General features: G+C 45.8%; 1 protein-coding gene. It reads left to right on the top strand.

What is annotated here, in order from left to right:
- Nucleotides 1-855, top strand: an 855-nt coding sequence (locus AB4653_RS25710; RefSeq protein WP_372090866.1) for an aminotransferase class V-fold PLP-dependent enzyme, incomplete at its 5' end; no start/stop codon positions are given.
- Between the last annotated feature and the right edge of the window lie 14 nt (nt 856-869).

Here is an 869-nt window from a genome sequence, read left to right as displayed (position 1 = left end):
ATGGAGCATCACGCCAACATCGTACCTTGGCAAATTGTGGCAGAACAAACCGGAGCGAAAGTCGTAAAAGTACCGATGACGTCAGATTGTGAATTTGATCTTGCTGCCTTTGACGCTCTATTAAATGATCGAACCAAGATTGTTGCTCTGGCTCAGATAACTAATGTGACTGGTTCTCGTCAGCCCATCGAAGAAGTGATCGAGAAAGCACACAAGATGAATGCGATTGTTGTGGTCGATGGAGCGCAAGGTATTGTTCATGAGCCCGTTGATGTTGCTGCTTTAGGGGCTGATTTCTACGTGTTCTCTGGGCATAAGCTCTATGCTCCAGCTGGTATTGGGGTGCTTTATGGCAAGCTTGAATTGCTCGAAGCGATGCCACCTTGGCATGGTGGTGGCAAGATGGTTGAGCGCGTGTCTTTCTCTGGCACTACATTTTCTGAACTGCCGGGGAAGTTTGAAGCGGGCACGCCAAATGTAGCAGGAGCGATAGCATTAAGTACCGCAATAGAATGGTTAAGTGATTTTGCTCAACGAGATGTCGAAAATCATATCCACCAGCTGCAGCACGAGACTTATCTTGCACTCAGTAAACTGGATGATATTCAGGTATTGGGTTATCAACCCAACGCAAGTGTGATTACTTTTGTGATGGATGGCGTTCACCACCAAGATATTGCAACCCTGTTGGATCAACAAGGTATCGCAGTACGTGCTGGACATCATTGTGCTCACCCATTAATGGATGCACTTAATGTGAAAGGAACGGTTCGTATTTCATTTGGTATTTATAACAATCTAGATGATGTTGAAAAGCTCGTAGCGGCGATAGAAAAAGCCGTTGATATGCTGTAGCGAGTAGCGAGTAG

It is taken from the genome of Vibrio sp. 10N.222.48.A3, assembly GCF_041475345.1.
GTDB classification, from domain to species: domain Bacteria; phylum Pseudomonadota; class Gammaproteobacteria; order Enterobacterales; family Vibrionaceae; genus Vibrio; species Vibrio tasmaniensis_A.
This window is presented reverse-complemented; position numbering and strand designations above follow the sequence as displayed.